Genomic DNA, 16378 nt, shown 5'->3' with positions numbered 1-16378 from the left:
GGGCAATCGTTTCCCAATTATAGAAAAATGACGCTGTCCGAATCGAAGTTTAATCTAAAAAGTCATTTTATTAGATTAATTGCCAGGTAGAAACCAAGGATTAAACTAAAAAGCCATTTTATTAGATTAATGGTAATGCAAAACGAAGAGCTTATCTAAAATATCAATTTCACTGAATGAGGTGTATAGAATTGACAGTCTCTCAGGAATTACAGGCAGATCTTGTTATTGTTGGCGGCGGGCTTGGCGGATGTTCAGCCGCACTATCCGCGCTCCAATCAGGCAAAACGGTCATTTTAACCGAGGAAACGAAATGGATTGGCGGACAAATTACAAGCCAGGGTGTTCCACCGGATGAGCATCCATGGATTGAAAGCTTCGGTGCAACAAGAAACTACCGGACCTTCAGAAGAAAGGTTAGAGACTACTATTTAAATCATTTTCCTGTGAAGAATAGCTACCGGTTCAGTGATCAATTCAATCCTGGCAATGCCATTGTCAGTACGATAAGCCATGAACCTCGAGTAGCATTACGTGTGTTATATGATATGCTGGCGCCTTTTCTGCATAGCAAGAAGCTTACTTTGTTATCGGAGTATAAAATTATTCACGCTGATACAGAAAATGACCAGGTGCTCACGGTTACCGTCCGCCACTCAGTTATGGGCCACTCCGCCCTTTTAAAGGGAAGCTACTTTTTGGATGCAACTGAAATGGGTGATGTTTTACCGCTCGCAAATGTTGAGTATGTAATTGGGTCGGAGTCTCAGGCGGAAACCGGCGAGGAGCATGCGCCAAAAGGTGAGCCGGAGCCCTCCAATATGCAGGCGTTTACATATTGCTTTGCTATTGATTATATCGAAGGTGAAGACCATACAATTGAAAAGCCTGTACAATATGAGTTTTGGAAAGGGTATCAGGCTGACTTTTGGCCAGCGAAGCAATTAAGCTGGTGGGGTGTAGTGCCTTATACATTGGAACCAATAGAATATTCTTTTTTTTATGAGCCGGAACGCTTTTCGCTTTGGAATTACCGCAGAGTAATCGATAAAACAAATTTTGAACCAGGGACCTTTGAAAGTGATATAACGATAGTCAACTGGCCGCAGAATGATTATTGGCTGGGGCCTGTAATCGATGTATCTGAAGATGAGAAGGAAAAGCATTTATATAATGCAAAACAGTTAAGCTTATCGCTGCTGTATTGGCTGCAAACTGAAGCACCAAGGCCTGACGGAGGCTGCGGGTATCCGGGAATCCGTTTAAGAAAAGATGTATTAGGTACTGAAGATGGATTGGCCATGTATCCATACATCCGCGAATCACGCAGGATAAAGGCTGAATTCACCGTGAAAGAACAGCATATAAGCGGGGAAATCGAGGGGAAGGACAGTGCCACGTTTTTTGAGGACAGTGTTGGCATTGGCTGTTATCGCTTAGACCTTCATCCAAGTACAGGTATGAATACGTATATTGATATTTCATCCCATCCATTCCAAATTCCACTCGGGAGTTTGATACCAATACGCGTTCAAAACTTGCTGCCTGCCTGTAAAAACATTGGAACGACTCATTTATCGAATGGCTCTTACCGTCTTCATCCGGTTGAATGGAATATTGGTGAGGCGGCAGGCCACCTGGCTGCTTACTGCATTGATCACGGTATCAGCCCGCGTGAAGTGAGGAATAACGGGCATCGATTAAAGGATTTTCAGGACCGATTAGTAAAAGCCGGGATTGAACTTGAGTGGCCAAAAATTCATAAAGTATGAATGGAGTGAATAATAGTGATAGCTCTTGTTGACAAAAGCAAGCAAATGAACGGTTTTGTTGATTTTACCAACTTCTTCTCGGATATTAGCCAGCTGATGGATGAGGATTTACTAAACTATAAGTTTATCTTTATAAATGGCAACGACAACGGTGTACCCTTGAAATTGCCTTATGAATTAGTTGAGAAGCTATGGGATTTTGTCGACAATGGCGGCATCCTATATGGGGAAATGATCAATTGTGATGATTTTCCGACTTCGCGGCTTTTTGGGTTCAAGCAGGATTTTAACGTGACCAATCGCCGTCTTGAAAAATTAGTCATATCAAAGGATAGCGATTTTTGTAAAAAAGGCCAGTTGCTCGAATGGCACGGTCCTTTTATAACCGGTTTTGCATTTGATTTTACTTTCGATATCGAAAGACTGATGGATATTGGCCATTTTAGAGAAACTCATAGCACGGAAGCGACAGGGGATTATCCAGCCATCATTGCCAAAAAACATGGGGAAGGGAAAGCTATCTATTCAGCCATTTCCTTTTTAGGTAATGAACAGCCCTGGACATTACGTCCAAATTGGTTATGGAATGATGTTATAAACTGGTTGAAATCTGATTATCAATTGCCAATTAAGACCATACAGCCGATTATCGAGCTATTAAAGCATACTGATATTGCAAAAACCCTTGAAAAGGGTGTGAACTGGTTTTTAACATCGGGTATCTTGCCGAAGGATGATGGAAGTCTCGGAGTTTATGAAAATGTTCATTCGATCCGGAGTGAGATTAGTAAAGATTTAAGGCCGGATTGCCACGCCCATACTGCATTGTTGTTTTACTTATATGGAGAATATAGGAAGGAAAAGAAATGGACAGAGCTATCAGCGAATTTGCTGGCCTTTTTGTTCGAAGAAGGCTATCAGGATACCAACCCTGATTCAGTCACCTACGGTTTTTGGAAATGGTTTCAAAGTCCAAAAAAGAAACCGGATCAAATTTTTTCAGATGATAATGGCTGGGTGGCACTTGTTCTATTATATCTTTACCGTAAAACAGGAAATGAAGAATACAAGGAGAGAGGCCTATTAACGGCATATGCTCTTTTAAACACGCAAAATATGAATGGGCTTCGTCCAGAATGTATCCGAGAAAAGGAACTGCTTGAGAACGGAGCTACCTTTTTCAAAAATTCCATTGCGGCAAGTATGAACCCGCATTTTGAATCAATTGTCCATGCAGCCTTTATACAGGCCTATATTGTATCCCAGGATGAACAGTTTAAACAGGCGGCCTATCAAGGTAGTTTGGAATTGCTGAAGAATAAAGAGAATTTAAAGTATATGTATAGCAAAACAGCGGGATACAGCAGGTTCCTCCTGTCACTATCGCAAATGTATGCCATTAGTAAAGATGAAACGATTTGCCAGGGATTATATGAAGTGGTTGAGTACTTATTAGCAAATCAGCATGAGCAGGGCGGAATTGAGGAAAGTGATAATCCAGACCCGGAGCGATATGGTTTTGAAGATACGGGTGTTTTTCAATTTAATAATGAAGGTATTGCCGATCAATTATATACGAATAATTTCCTGGTTATGAACGCGTGGGAGGCTAGTAAAGCGACTGGCGATCCGGCAATTAAAGATTTGCATGAGAAGTTACTCAGCTTTATATCTGCCATTCAAATCACTTCAGCCAAAAAAGAATTCGATGGCGGCTGGATGCGTTCCTTCCATTTGGACCGAGGCGAGTATTTTGGCAATAATGGTGATACGGGCTGGGGAGCATATGTTATTGAAAGTGGCTGGACGAATGCCATTATCTTATCAGGTCTTCTTTTAAGCGAAATGAATCAATCGCTACTTGATTAAGATAAAAAAGGATTCTGAGGAGGTACCTGTTTTGCCGGACATTCAATGTACTATTTTAAATGAAGATCCTGTGGTAAAGTTTGCAAAAGAAGAGCTGCTGGACTACGCGGGACAGGTTGGTCAGTCTATCCCTTATTCATTTGTATTAGGGGTATATCGGGATTTTCATGAAAGAAATCTTATCGATTCAAATTTAGATACTGAAGGGTCTACTGATGCCTTTCAGGTGCTGGAAAAAGACAGCGAAATTTATATTATCGGATCTAACACGCGTTCGGTACTGTTTGGTGTATATCATACTTGTAAAAAACTGTTCGGGTATAAGTGGACTAGTTTTCTATCAAAAGACACACTTAATTTCATTGGAAATAATGCTGATACCTATGGGATGCTCAGTGGGAAAATGAAAAGAAGGGGCTTGGTCCTTGAAAACTATGAGGATACAGATTTTCTTCTGCAGTTAATTGACTGGTCAGCAAAACAGTATATCAATGAACTATTCTTTACTTTTATGTTATGGGACAAGGTAAAGCATGCAGTTGCAAAAGAGATTGAAAAGCGCGGGCTGATGGTAACACTGGGCGGGCATAGCATGCATTATCTATTAAGTGAAGGTTCAGGAGTTGAGAAAAATCAAATCGACTTTTCGGATGATGGCTGGAAGGAACTTGTCATAAACAAAATCGAAGGCTATTGTAATGAATCAAGCTCAATAAAACGGGTATCGTTATGGCCTGCGGATGTTGGGATAGAGGATAATCAGCACTTTTTAACTCATTATATTGGGTTTACGGAACAATTAAAAAAACAGCTGCCTGATATTAGTGTCGAACATATCGCTTATAATGCAGGGCTATCATGGGAAATGTTAGAGCTGCCAGATGGGGCGGAAAGCTCTAAATCTGTTGATACTTTATTTGCTTTTTGGGGCAGGAACTACCGGCAATCCTTCGTGAAGGAAGAAAGAGCATACGAGGCATTACAAAAATGGTGCAGCTCAACTGCAGCGAAATCTAAAGAGTTAACGATTTTCGAGTATTACAGCGATCATTTCATGTTAGGGGACCTTTTTCCGCCTTTATTCCAAAGAATTAGGGATGACATCGAATTTTATTCGCAAATGGGAATCGAGCAAATCGTTAAATTGATTGTTCCGTTCATCCCAAAATCCAATGCGACAAATGAAGACATGGTGTATCCGTGGAAATCGATTCAGTTGATGAATAGTTATTTTTTTGCCCGCTTAAGCTGGGGAGACTCTTTTGAAGATATTGAAAACGATTTTTACACACAGTTCGGAAACCATGATAGTGAGGTAAAACAAATACTTGGAACTATGGAAACGGCTCTCTCGAATGTTTCAAAATGGAATGTTCATCTATTTCCAAACCGGTTGATTGATCCTGAAAAGGTGAAGGCCTTTGATGGGATGGATAAGATTATTAATGAGATAAAAAGCTGGATAAGCGATTTTGAACAACTCAATGGGAAACCAGTAGACAATTTTAGCGAACCTAACAGCCTGATTTCTTTTTATGTTCATTTTACCGGGGAAAAATTAGACGCATACCTTTCTGAATGGGAAGCGAAGGCCGGTAAATGACTACGTTTGGAGGATGAGCATGAAACAACGAATTGTATTTATCGGAGACAGTATCACTTGGTGGGGAAAAAGTGAAGGTGATGACATAGGTACTGGCTATGTTCGTTTAGTTCACGATTATTTAAAGATTACATATCCGGAACGAGATATGGACATGTTCAATAAAGGAATTAGCGGTAACCGGGTGGATGACCTGGCCGAACGGTGGGAGCGGGATGTCGTTTCCCTGCAACCGAATTTTGTATCGATTTCAATTGGAATTAATGATGTTTGGCGGCAATTCGATAGTCCTGATATGGTTCAAATTTATCCAGACCGTTTTGAAGAAATTTATGAATCACTGCTTAGAAGCCTCAAAGAAAAAACGAATTCAACGATCATATTAATGGAACCCACGGTTATAAATGAAGAAATCCAAGGCGAAGGAAATTTGAAGCTGATCCCGTACGTTGAGATTGTTGATAAATTGGCACGTCGATATAATGGAACCGTCGTACCGACCCATCACGCATTTATGAACTATCTAAAGCATGGAAATGGCCAACCACTAACAATTGATGGTGTCCACATGAACAGCATGGGTAATATGTTAATGGCAAAGACTTGGATAAAGGCAACCGAGCATTTGTTCAACCAGAATAGGAAAGGCCAATCGGTGGAGTAAAACACTGCTGCCTTTCTAGGAAACCGCTTCATTGTTTGGTCCTTCTGCTGTATAGTTAAGATATGTCTATAAAAGTCGAACTATATTAGCTGTGGGATGGAAGGGGAAATACGATGAGGCGGATTGTGCTATCTACGGAGAGTGGCGCGGATTTACCAAAGGATTTAACGGATAAATATGCTATTGAGGTTGTACCGATGCATGTGATTATGGATGATAAAGATTATCCGGATGGTTCATTACCGGTTGAGCATATTTATGATTATTATGAGCGGACGAAAAAAATACCCTCTACAACAGCTACGAATGTACATGAGTACCAGGAGTTTTTTTCGAGGATAAAAGCTGATCATCCAGGCTGCACGATTATTCATGTTGGCTATACATCAAAGGCATCGTCTTCCTTTCAAAATGCAGTAATTGCAGCCGAGGAATTCGAGAATCTATTTCTCATTGACGCTTTGAACGTGACTGGCGGATTATTGGCAGTTGTAATGTATGCTGCTACCTTGTTGGAGAGTGAACCTGAGATTGAACCGGCGCGCTTAATAGAAAAAATAGAAGCAGTGATTCCCAAGTCGAAGCTTGCCTTCACTCCGGGTAGCCTTGATTTTTTAAGAGCCGGTGGCCGTGTAAGCAATATTGCTTATCTTGTCGGGGCTTTGCTAAAAATAAAGCCGTGTATCGAGTTGATTGATGGAAAGCTTGTTTCTACTAAAAAATTCCGCGGGAAGATGAACGTCGTTGCTGAGAAACTCTTACGCGAATATTTAACAGAGTACAATATTGATAGAAGCCAGCTTTACCTCATTTACTCGCTCGGACTCGAAGAAAGCATTAAGCAGAGGGCGGAGGAAATTGCCAGGGAATCTGGTTTTGAAAATATTAGATGGATTCAAGCTGGTGCGATGATATCCACGCATGCCGGGCCCGGCGGATTTGGGGTTGCGGGGTTAGAATTGTAGGGCGAGTGTAAAAATCGACTAGAAGGTAATATAAACGACCGTACGGAGAAAAAGTTAAGGTTCGGTCGATTAGACGGCAGTATAAACGACCGTACGAAGAAGAAGTTGAGGCTGCGCGAGCCCAACGGCAAAAATCAATGTTAAGAAGAGAGAATTTTAGGGGGTGGCTAAATAGTCGCCCTTTTTTGGAGTCCGGGCAGCTAAGGAATTTATATTTTCGAATGGGTTTTTCTGGATATTTATGTTAAAATTATTTTGAGGGTATTGTTCAACTGCTTGTTTTAATAAGGGGATAATGGGGGTGTACGAATGGCTAAAGATTTTGTGTATTATTTTTTAGCATTCGTATTTTTCGTTATTTATACAATTATTATAAGCCGGATTTTTGTTTATATAGGCAATCTTGAAATGCTTGCCCCGTATGGTATGCTTATATTTCTCTTTCAGCTATTTTTTACAGTCGTAATTGCCATACCGGCCTCGGTACTGACCACCAAAAAAGTAGTTAATATAATTCGAAGTTAAAAGTAGATATATGTACTTGTGATAGTGAAAATGCGGAAATTGTGTCTTTCGTTTTTAGAAGCCTCTTTTCTAAGTAGTTCTTTAGCTAAATTAACAAAAAACGCTTGGTATTCTCCAAGCGTTTTTATTTACTGCTTTCATATAAATTTAAGCTTCAATTTGTTTGTAGCGTTGTTCTGCTGCGGCTTTTCGCCCGTGGAGCTGGTAATAGAGGAATACCAAACTTAGGACAATGGCCGCAAGGATGAGGTACATGCCGCGGAAACCGACGAGTGGGACGATGAGCCCGATAATGTAAGGACCGATCCCCATACCGCCGTCAAGGCAGATGTAGAATGTTGAAATCGCAAGGGCAATCCTATTATGCGGCGCTACTTTTACCGCAACTGTCTGCAAACTCGACATCAGGGTTCCAAATCCGAACGCAAGAAGGGCACCTGCAAGAAGCAGCGTTAGGCCATTCTGTGCGATGCCGACCAATAACAGGCTAATTGCGAACATGATAAGCGACGGATAGATAACCGTGTTTTCACCTCGACTGTCAAAGAGTTTGCCGGCAATCGGCCTGGATATGAACAGGAAGATGGCGTAAACCACAAAGAAAAAAGCAGCGGCATTGGTCAAATCGATTTCAATTGCATAAGAGTTGATAAAGGAGACAACGCTCGAATAACCAATACCGGCAATAACCATGATCAGTGATACAGGTACGGCTGACATTTCAAAAAAGTCACCGGGCTTGAATCCACTTTTTAAAAGGGCACGGTCCTGGACAGTTAGCGTAGGTTCCTTTACGTGTCCAAGCATCGCTGAGCCCAGCGCCAGGATACTGAAGATTACTCCCCCCAAGAAGATGGCATTATATCCAAAGTTCGTGGAAAGAAATAATGCGAGAAAAGGTCCAACCGCAGTAGCCAACGCGGAACTGAGTGAAAAGTAGCCATTGCCTTCACCACGGCGTGCAATTGGTAAGGAATCCATGGCAGCAGTTGCCAGAACAGTAGATACAACACCAAATGCCAGGCCATGAACAAAACGGATGACAAACAACAGCGCTAAACTTTCCACAGGAAAATAAAGAAGTGAGCTAATCAAAAAGAGGGCAAGCCCTCCATACAGTGTTTTTTTGCGGCCGATGACATCGACGTATTTTCCAGCGATAAGTCTTGAGAAAACTGCGCCAATGATGAAAATACTGGCTGCCAGTCCCGCGCTGCTTTGTGAAGATTGAAATGTTTTAACCGCATATAAAGCCATTGAAGTCATGAGCAAATAAAATGTTAATGAGATAAAGAAATTCGATGTTATAAGGACGATGAAATCCTTCGTCCAGATTTTTTCTTGTTGCATTGCATTAGTCCTTTCTATCTGCATATACCCGGTGAAGTATATCTTGTATTTGGTAAATTGTGCGGATCATGGTTTCAACGTCGGCCGTTTCAAGATTATCAAGTTCTTTCAGGACTTGATTGCGGTATGGCAGGACACGATCGTTGAAATACTGTTCGCCTTGAGAGGTCATTCTAATTTGAACTACCCGTTTATCGATTGGAGGCCGGTATTTTTCGACGAGCTGCTGACCTTCCATTTCTTTAAGAAGCTTTGTCATATTAGGCAGAAGGATATCCAGTCCGGAACTGAGGTCAGATACCCGAGCGGCACCATGTTCTTCCTGGAGGCGGTGAATCATATAGAGAACCCGGTGGTAAATCGGCTTCATTCCTTGTTTTAAGGGAGGGAGTGCGTCATATGAATTTTTTGCCGCAACCAGGCTATCCATTACCCGATCAAACAGCCTTACATCATTCTTCATCCTTAACCACCTTTAACACGTTATAAAACATAATTATAAATTATAACTAAATTACATGAAAGAAGCAAGGGATGTTTCCTTTTTAGGGGTCAGACCCTTACCCTTAGGGGTAGGGGTCTGACCCCTTTAGCTTTAAACCCTGAGACAGCCAAAAGCGGACTAAAACACTAAGGTGAAAATATCGATGGTTCACTAAGAAATAGGAGCGGTTCTCTGCCTTCTTCTATTAAACTTTTGATATCATTGGGTTAATAACAGTGAAACTAAAAATTTATATAAGGTGGAGAGACATGAAGGATCGGATTGCGATTTCATGGAGCGGTGGCAAGGATAGCTGTTTTGCCCTCTATAGGATTTTGCAAAGTGGCAACTATATTGTGGATAGTTTATTTACAACAATCGTAGAAGAGGATAACCGGATCAGCAGTCATGGCGTGAAGGAGAGCCTGCTGGAGAAACAAGCGGATAGCCTTGGTTTACCGCTAAGAAAAATGTACATTCCAAGGGAATGCCCTAACAATGTTTATCAAGAAAGAATGGCCAGCATGCTCGAATCGTTGAAAAAAGATGGTGTGACCTCCGTGGTGTTCGGGGATATCTTTTTGAAAGATGTTAAGGAATACCGGGAAAGGACTATTAACAATCATGGCTTGAAAGGTGTATTCCCGCTATGGAATGAAGATACAGAGGGAATTATAAAAGAATTCATTTCCCTCGGGTTTCATACGATTACCACTTGCATAGATAGTGAAAAATTAGGCAGCGAATTCCTAGGAAGTCTTCTCGATTGGGATTTCCTCAAAGCCTTGCCTCCAACCGCAGACCCATGCGGGGAAAACGGAGAATTTCACACGTTTTGTTTTGCCGGGCCCATTTTTAAAACAAACGTTGAGTTCACTATTGGCAGTAAACTGGAAAATGAAAGGTTTCACTATTGCGATTTGATATAGGGGTCTGACCCTTACCCCTCGGGGTAAAGGTCGCCCCCTTCTATTTGGGATTTATTTGTTCCAATCCTTTGGTGAAAAAGTTATACTTAGATAGGATGAAGCGTGTTTAATAAGTTAAAAGGGGTGTTTATGTGGATATCGGACTTGTTTTGGTTATTATTGTGATTATAGTTGCTCTGATTTCTACACTGCTTTTAGCCGGTAAGGCGGATGAGAATTATAGTAAGTCTACCAAGAGAAATACGACAAACTTATTAATTATTTATGGTGTTGTGATCTTTTTATCGTTAGTTGCTGTTGGTGTGTATATTTATTGGATTGTGTAGTGTTATTTTAAAATATTAATGAAATAATAGGGAGCGGATGATTATGACCTGGGGTGTAATCCTGTCAATTGTTCTTTTTAGTCTTTTTAAAATTGTCGTCACCTGCCTGCCCACAGATGTGATTAACTGGATGACTGGTAAATTTGAAACACATTCACAGTTGGATAGCAAAAATGCAACGGTTTTGTATAAAGGACAAGTGTTGGAAGAAGAGAAGAAAGCAACGCTTATTAGTGCTTTTAATGAATCTGTCTTTAAAGAAAAACACTATGTATGGCCTGGTACAGAGGATACGTATTTGAACCCCGAGAGCGGTGTTCAGCCAATTATAGTTGATGCGAAAACCGGAAAACATTCTACTGAACTTTATGTGTTCCCGTACGCGGACCGAATTGATGTTGTCAAAAAATCAAAAAAGAAGCTTATCGCATACAGCCTCTTCTCAGATAAATTTCCACTTAACCCGCTTTAAGGAAGCAAGGGAAAGTTCCCTGCTTCCTCTTTTAATTTTTGGTTGCCTTGCTTTTTACGTTCATTTCGTAATAAGGCTCTTCCTGATTTGTGTCATCGAACCATTTCATGCCCTTATACTCGAGGCCAATCGTTTCTAAGATTTTCAGGGAACCAGTATTGTCCGGGTCGGATGACGCAAAGATTGTTACTGTTCCAGGATGTTTTTTTGCAAGCTCAACACATGCTGCGGCAGCTTCAGTAGCGTAGCCTTTGCCCCAGGCTGATTTTGCGAAATGGTAAATCAGTTCAGATGTTTCTGGAGACTCACGTACATTAAACCCTGCTGCACCAATAACCTTTCCAGATTCTTTATCCACACCGCGTATACGGAAAGGCCTTTTGCCGCTTGGCAGGCGGCATAAGCCTCGATCGCTTTTGGCAGGTGCTGATGAGGGGCGGTGCCATTACAATGCTTCATTACTTACTCGTCTCCCCAAAACCCTATCGCAACTTCAACATCCTTTTCTTCAAAGACCCTCAATAGCAGACGTTCCGTTTCAGCAATTACACCCATACAAATTCTCCTTAACTCTATCTGCATAATCCAAACGTTCTTTCCATAAATGCGCTTCCTAAAAGAAGACGGATCAATTCAGAAAAGGTTACCCAATACAGACGAACTTAGCTTTGAAGAAATCTGCTTATGGTTTTCCATTTATACATAATTGTTTGATTAGAAATTGATTCGGAGGGTGTAAAATTAGAGGGTTAATCAATCCTTGTGAAGAAATAAATATCAATATGACAAGACCATTAACTATCTTTGGAGGTAGTGGGAATGTATAAAAAAATAGCATTGGCAACGGATGGGTCCCAACATGCAATAAGAGCAGCCGAAAATGCACTGCAAATTGCAAAATGTAGTCCAAATTCAAAGTTAGAGATTCTCTATGTAGTCGATCCTGACAAGGTCAAATCGGAAGTACTGGCTAATTGGAATTCAGCTGGTTTAGAAGACAGCCGGAAAGAACGGTTAAGGCAAGTAATAAAAATGGCTGAAAATGCAGGTGTTTCTTATGATATAACAATACTTCATGGTGACCCTGGCCCCGAAATAGTTGATTATGTAAATCGAAATAAGTTTGAGATAGTAATTATAGGCAGCAGAGGCTTAAATACATTGCAAGAGTTTGTATTAGGAAGCGTCAGCCATAAAGTAGCCAAGCGAGCACATTGTCCAGTATTAATAGTAAAGTAACGACAAAACAGGTTGCCACCAGGCTAACCTGTTTTCTCTGTTTTTGGCAGTCTTTTTAAAAAGAAATATGGTGTTACATAGCAAATGGGAGAAAAGCCTTGAATAACTGAGAAAACTTTAAGTTGAGGCGCTTACACCATGTTTCACATTTTAGCCACAATCCTTTATACTGTTTCCTGTTGCCTACGGACCCGACTTTCATGAGAGTTGAAAGTCAAAAATACTAATGATGAAAAGGAGAGATACAAGGTTTGAATTTAACTACAATTAAATCTGCATGGCTGGGAAACGGAAGTGTCAAAGGAGAGGTATTGGCAGGCATAGTTGTTGCCCTCGCTTTGATTCCAGAAGCAATTGCCTTTTCGCTTATTGCCGGGGTTGACCCTATGGTTGGGTTGTATGCCTCATTTTGTATAGCGTTTACGATTGCGTTTGTTGGTGGCCGGCCGGGGATGATTTCAGCGGCAACTGGTGCAACTGCTTTGTTAATGACCACATTGGTGAGAGACCATGGATTACAATACTTGCTAGCTGCTACCATTTTGACCGGTGTAATTCAGATTGTAATGGGAGCATTAAAACTAGGACGGCTGATGAAATTTGTTCCCCGATCTGTCATGATTGGATTCGTTAATGCACTCGCAATCATGATTTTTGCATCCCAACTGCCCCATTTTGTTGGAGAGTCATGGCAAATGTATGCGATGGTAGCTGGGGCACTAGCGATTATATACATTCTTCCGCGTTTTACAAAAGCCGTACCATCTCCATTGGTCGCTATTGTGACCATGACGGCTGTTGCGATTTTTACAGGCAGTGATGTCCGGACAGTTGGAGACATGGGCGAACTAACATCCACACTCCCGGTATTTTTGATTCCTGATATTCCATTCACACTGGAGACACTGCAAATCATTTTTCCCTATTCCTTATCGATTGCGATTGTTGGATTAGTTGAATCACTTCTTACTGCGTCTATCGTTGACGATATGACAGACACTGACAGTGATAAAAACAAAGAAGCGCGCGGACAGGGAATCGCCAATATCGTTTCCGGCTTTTTTGGGGGCATGGCGGGTTGTGCGATGATTGGCCAATCTGTTATTAATGTAAAATCGGGTGGACGAGGACGCCTGTCCACGTTGGTTGCTGGATCTTTCTTATTAATGCTAATCATTATGTTTAAGGATTTCCTTGTTCAAATTCCAATGGCTGCATTAGTCGGCGTTATGATCATGGTTTCGATTGGAACATTTGATTGGTCGCTATTTAAGACAGTAAAGAAGGTACCGATTACAGATACTATTGTTATGGTCGTAACAGTTATTACTGTCATGCAGACTCATGATTTATCTAAAGGTGTGTTGGTTGGAATCATTCTTAGCTCAATTTTCTTTGCAGCAAAGATATCCAAAGTGAAGGTTACCAGTATGTCCGCACCGGGATCACATAAAAAGGTATATCATGTATCAGGACAGCTATTCTTTGCTTCTGTTACGGACTTTGTGAACAGCTTTGACTTTAAGGAAGATGTAAAAGAAATCGACCTTGATTTATCAAACACACATTTATGGGATGACTCGGCAGTTGGCGCGATTGATAAAGTTGTTATCAAATACCATCAGAATGGGATAAAAGTAAATCTAAAAGGGTTAAACAAAGAAAGCAATAAATTAATCGAACGCATAGCAACTCACAATAAACCAGGCGGACTTGAAAAAGTCGCCAGCCATTAGGCAAACAGGGGACGGTTCTACTTTGCGAATCGTCCACTGCTTCTTGATTTATATAAGCGAATAGCTATATAATTATATCGTTTAGAGTACAAGAAAAGAGGTGGACGTGTGCAACAGGTAAAAGTGGAAGTGGAGCAAGCTTCGGTCATATTGAAACTCCTTGGTGATCGGACAAGGCTGACAATTATGGCCCTTTTGCAAATTAGGGAGCTGTGCGTGTGTGAATTGCTTGAAGTATTTGATATGAGCCAGCCTTCCATTAGCCAGCACCTCAGGAAACTTAAGGATGCTGGACTTGTAAAGGAAGAACGGAAGGGCCAGTGGATTTATTATTCCATTAATACGGATAGTGATGCTTTTCCTCTGGTTGAGAACATCCTTCAGTATGTCCCTGAACAGACGGAAAAAATGCAGCAAATCCTGAAAAGCAACCCGACGATGCGCTGCGGCTGTTGAAAAAATTTATGTGATTCACTGGAGGTTTGAACTTGGTTTCAACATTACTTGCTTCGTTTATATTTTTAGTAACACTCATCATGGTCATCTGGCAGCCAAAAAATTTATCGATTGGCTGGTCAGCGTGCGGAGGGGCGATTCTTGCTCTGCTCTTTGGTGTCGTTGACTTTGCCGATGTCATCGATGTGACCGGGATTGTCTGGAATGCTACATTTACATTCATTGCGATAATTCTTATTTCGTTAATACTTGATGAGATTGGATTTTTTGAATGGGCGGCTTTGCATATGGCAAGGACAGCTAAAGGAAATGGAATTAAATTATTCGTATTCATATGTATTCTTGGTGCCCTTGTCGCAGCACTGTTTGCGAATGACGGTGCGGCGCTCATCCTTACCCCAATCGTTCTGGCAATGGTTAGAAACCTTAAATTTGAAGAGAAAATGATTTTTCCTTTTATCATCGCCAGTGGATTTATTGCGGATACAACTTCACTGCCGCTTGTTGTCAGCAATTTGGTCAACATTGTTTCCGCCGACTTTTTTGGGATCGGCTTTAATGAATACGCGTCAAGAATGATTATCCCGAATCTCTTTTCACTAGTGGCCAGCATCCTTGTTCTTTATCTTTACTTTAGAAAAAATCTGCCAAAGAAGTATGAACTGGGTCAGTTAAAGAAGCCTTTGGAGGCCATTAAAGATGAGAAAATGTTCCGCCTTTCCTGGGCTGTTTTAGGCGTGCTGCTGGTGGGTTATTTCATTAGTGAATTCTTGAATGTCCCTGTCTCAATTATTGCGGGCATTGTTGCGATTTTCTTTTTGTTCATGGCAAGGAAAAGCCCTGCTGTTAACACAAGAACCGTTGTAAAAGGCGCGCCGTGGAATATTGTGTTTTTCTCAATTGGTATGTATGTTGTCGTCTACGGTTTAAGAAACGCCGGTTTAACAGATGTCCTCGCGGATGCAATCCAATGGACCGCTGACCATGGACTGTTTGCGGCAACCATTGGAATGGGTTTTATTGCCGCTATCCTGTCATCCGTCATGAATAACATGCCGACCGTTATGATTGATGCACTTGCGATTGCTGAAACAAATACAACCGGGATTGTAAGAGAAGCGTTAATTTATGCAAACGTAATTGGATCGGACCTCGGGCCGAAAATTACCCCGATTGGTTCACTTGCCACCTTGCTATGGCTGCATGTCTTGTCCTTAAAAGGAGTCAGGATATCGTGGGGTACTTACTTTAAAACAGGAATCATTCTCACGATTCCTACTCTGTTCATTACCCTGGTAGGACTCTATATTTGGCTATTGATACTTTCTTAAAAAAAGGAGATTTTTCTATGTCTAAAAAAACAATTTACTTCTTGTGTACTGGTAACTCCTGCCGCAGCCAAATGGCTGAAGGCTGGGCGAAAAATTATCTTAACAGCAATGAATGGGAAGTCAAAAGTGCAGGCCTCGAAGCACATGGACTGAACCCAAATGCGGTTAAAGCAATGAAGGAAGCGGGCGTTGACATTTCAACCCATACCTCAGATGTTATTGATCCGGACATTCTGAACAACGCGGATCTTGTGGTAACCCTTTGCGGCCATGCCGCAGACCATTGTCCGGTAACACCTCCGCATGTGAAAAAAGAACACTGGGGCTTCGATGACCCAGCGAAAGCGGAAGGAACCGACGACGAAAAGTGGGCATTCTTCCAGCGCGTCCGCGACGAGATTCGCGACCGCATTAAGACTTTTGCTGAAACTGGGAAGTAAAGATAATCGGCGCCAGAAGTATTTATTGGACACGTTTCAAACTCTTTTTAAACGTGAAATGGTGCCAATAGCACTTATTGGACACGTTTCAAGCTTTTTTTAAACCTGAAATGGTGCCTATAGCGCTCATTGGACATGTTTCAAGCTTTTTTTTAAACCTGAAATGACGCCAATAGCATTTCTGCCTGAAACGGAAAGATGGTTTATGAAAAGGACT

The 16378-nt window shown here is 41.4% G+C and carries 17 protein-coding genes; 14 read left to right on the top strand and 3 right to left on the bottom strand.

The features are described 5' to 3' along the window. The first annotated feature begins 191 nt into the window (after positions 1 to 191). The 6 genes from TY16_RS00210 to TY16_RS00185 all read left to right on the top strand — a co-directional run bounded on the left by TY16_RS00210 (position 192) and on the right by TY16_RS00185 (position 7398). Positions 192 to 1772: an FAD-dependent oxidoreductase gene (locus TY16_RS00210; protein WP_231505538.1), complete on the top strand. Its 1581-nt coding sequence runs from the start codon at positions 192 to 194 to the stop codon at positions 1770 to 1772. 15 nt (positions 1773 to 1787) lie between these two features. Continuing rightward, the gene (locus TY16_RS00205) at positions 1788 to 3641 is read left to right on the top strand and encodes a hypothetical protein (protein WP_043929648.1); all 1854 of its coding nucleotides are present in this window, start codon (positions 1788 to 1790) and stop codon (positions 3639 to 3641) included. Between the two features lie 31 nt (positions 3642 to 3672). Then, positions 3673 to 5244 (top strand): hypothetical protein, encoded by a 1572-nt coding sequence (locus TY16_RS00200; protein ID WP_043929647.1) that lies wholly within the window; start codon positions 3673 to 3675, stop codon positions 5242 to 5244. A gap of 13 nt (positions 5245 to 5257) precedes the next feature. Beyond that, a complete protein-coding gene (locus TY16_RS00195; protein ID WP_043929645.1) occupies positions 5258 to 5908 on the top strand; it encodes an SGNH/GDSL hydrolase family protein in 651 nt (216 codons plus the stop codon). Positions 5909 to 6021: 113 nt separating this feature from the next. Next, on the top strand, positions 6022 to 6873 hold the full coding sequence (locus TY16_RS00190; RefSeq protein ID WP_043929644.1) for a DegV family protein: 852 nt from the start codon (positions 6022 to 6024) through the stop codon (positions 6871 to 6873). Positions 6874 to 7182: 309 nt separating this feature from the next. Next, on the top strand, positions 7183 to 7398 hold the full coding sequence (locus TY16_RS00185; RefSeq protein ID WP_043929643.1) for a hypothetical protein: 216 nt from the start codon (positions 7183 to 7185) through the stop codon (positions 7396 to 7398). Positions 7399 to 7545: 147 nt separating this feature from the next. Here TY16_RS00185 and TY16_RS00180 read toward each other — a convergent pair whose 3' ends face one another. Together TY16_RS00180 and TY16_RS00175 are read right to left on the bottom strand one after the other, a co-directional pair. Further along, positions 7546 to 8748: an MFS transporter gene (locus TY16_RS00180; protein ID WP_043929642.1), complete on the bottom strand. Its 1203-nt coding sequence runs from the start codon at positions 8746 to 8748 to the stop codon at positions 7546 to 7548. Positions 8749 to 8752: 4 nt separating this feature from the next. Continuing rightward, complete coding sequence (locus tag TY16_RS00175) at positions 8753 to 9211, bottom strand: MarR family winged helix-turn-helix transcriptional regulator (RefSeq protein WP_043929641.1); 459 nt, start codon at positions 9209 to 9211, stop codon at positions 8753 to 8755. 290 nt (positions 9212 to 9501) lie between these two features. Here TY16_RS00175 and TY16_RS00170 point away from each other — a divergent pair, with 290 nt between their 5' ends. The 3 genes from TY16_RS00170 to TY16_RS00160 all read left to right on the top strand — a co-directional run bounded on the left by TY16_RS00170 (position 9502) and on the right by TY16_RS00160 (position 10959). After that, the gene (locus TY16_RS00170) at positions 9502 to 10161 is read left to right on the top strand and encodes a diphthine--ammonia ligase (protein WP_043929640.1); all 660 of its coding nucleotides are present in this window, start codon (positions 9502 to 9504) and stop codon (positions 10159 to 10161) included. A gap of 131 nt (positions 10162 to 10292) precedes the next feature. Further along, positions 10293 to 10487, top strand: a complete 195-nt coding sequence (locus TY16_RS00165; protein WP_043929639.1) for a hypothetical protein — start codon at positions 10293 to 10295, stop codon at positions 10485 to 10487. A gap of 43 nt (positions 10488 to 10530) precedes the next feature. Next, on the top strand, positions 10531 to 10959 hold the full coding sequence (locus TY16_RS00160; RefSeq protein ID WP_043929637.1) for a YfmQ family protein: 429 nt from the start codon (positions 10531 to 10533) through the stop codon (positions 10957 to 10959). Between the two features lie 31 nt (positions 10960 to 10990). Here the strand turns inward: TY16_RS00160 and TY16_RS00155 are convergent, their stop codons facing one another. Next, the gene (locus TY16_RS00155) at positions 10991 to 11317 is read right to left on the bottom strand and encodes a GNAT family N-acetyltransferase (RefSeq protein ID WP_043929636.1); all 327 of its coding nucleotides are present in this window, start codon (positions 11315 to 11317) and stop codon (positions 10991 to 10993) included. Between the two features lie 461 nt (positions 11318 to 11778). Between TY16_RS00155 and TY16_RS00150 the strand changes: the two genes are divergently transcribed. From TY16_RS00150 to arsC, 5 genes are all read left to right on the top strand, one after another. Next, entirely contained in the window at positions 11779 to 12198 is a 420-nt protein-coding gene (locus TY16_RS00150; RefSeq protein ID WP_043929635.1) for a universal stress protein, read from the top strand. Positions 12199 to 12449: 251 nt separating this feature from the next. Then, a complete protein-coding gene (locus TY16_RS00145) occupies positions 12450 to 13934 on the top strand; it encodes a SulP family inorganic anion transporter (protein ID WP_043929634.1) in 1485 nt (494 codons plus the stop codon). Positions 13935 to 14042: 108 nt separating this feature from the next. Next, a complete protein-coding gene (locus TY16_RS00140; RefSeq protein WP_043929633.1) occupies positions 14043 to 14390 on the top strand; it encodes an ArsR/SmtB family transcription factor in 348 nt (115 codons plus the stop codon). A 32-nt stretch (positions 14391 to 14422) separates the two neighbouring features. Next, positions 14423 to 15721, top strand: a complete 1299-nt coding sequence (locus TY16_RS00135; RefSeq protein WP_043929631.1) for an arsenical efflux pump membrane protein ArsB — start codon at positions 14423 to 14425, stop codon at positions 15719 to 15721. A 17-nt stretch (positions 15722 to 15738) separates the two neighbouring features. Further along, a complete protein-coding gene (arsC, locus tag TY16_RS00130) occupies positions 15739 to 16161 on the top strand; it encodes an arsenate reductase (thioredoxin) (protein WP_043929630.1) in 423 nt (140 codons plus the stop codon). Positions 16162 to 16378 lie beyond the last annotated feature (217 nt).

The organism is Bacillus sp. EB01, assembly GCF_000613125.1.
Classification (GTDB): Bacteria; Bacillota; Bacilli; order Bacillales; family Cytobacillaceae; genus Bacillus_D.
The sequence above is the reverse complement of the archived record's forward strand: the minus strand, read 5'-3'. Positions and strand labels throughout refer to the sequence as shown.